At 42.4% G+C, this 415-nt stretch carries 1 protein-coding gene; it reads right to left on the bottom strand.

Annotated elements, in window-relative coordinates:
• The coding region (locus SB773_RS30185) for an iron-containing alcohol dehydrogenase (protein WP_410593868.1) at positions 1-343 on the bottom strand (343 nt) is incomplete at its 3' end.
• Positions 344-415 lie beyond the last annotated feature (72 nt).

Genomic DNA, 415 nt, shown 5'->3' on the forward strand with positions numbered 1-415 from the left:
CCTCATATTTAGCACCGGCAGCAATGGCCTTTGTCGCGTCAATGACACTGCCGCCTCCAACAGCAAGCACAAAGTCGATACCATGTTCTTTACAAAGTTCCACACCTTTCCGGACTGTTGAGATGCGCGGATTCGGTTCAACTCCGGAAAGTTCGTGCACCTCTGCATCGATCTCTTTCAAGGCATTGATCACTTTTTCATATAAGCCATTTTTCTTTATGCTTCCTCCACCGTATACAAGTAAAACCTTATCACCATATGCAGGGATTTCCGTTTTTAAACTTCCAAGCTGATCTTTCCCGAAAATTATTTTAGTAGGGTTTTTATAAGTGAAATTCTCCAAAAGATTTCTCTCCTTAATGCCACATCGGCCTCTAGAAAATTGCCCACTTGGCCAATGGCAGTTTTTTTCTTT

It is taken from the genome of Bacillus sp. SIMBA_074 (assembly GCF_046534555.1).
In the GTDB taxonomy this organism is placed as follows: domain Bacteria; phylum Bacillota; class Bacilli; order Bacillales; family Bacillaceae_G; genus Bacillus_A; species Bacillus_A mycoides.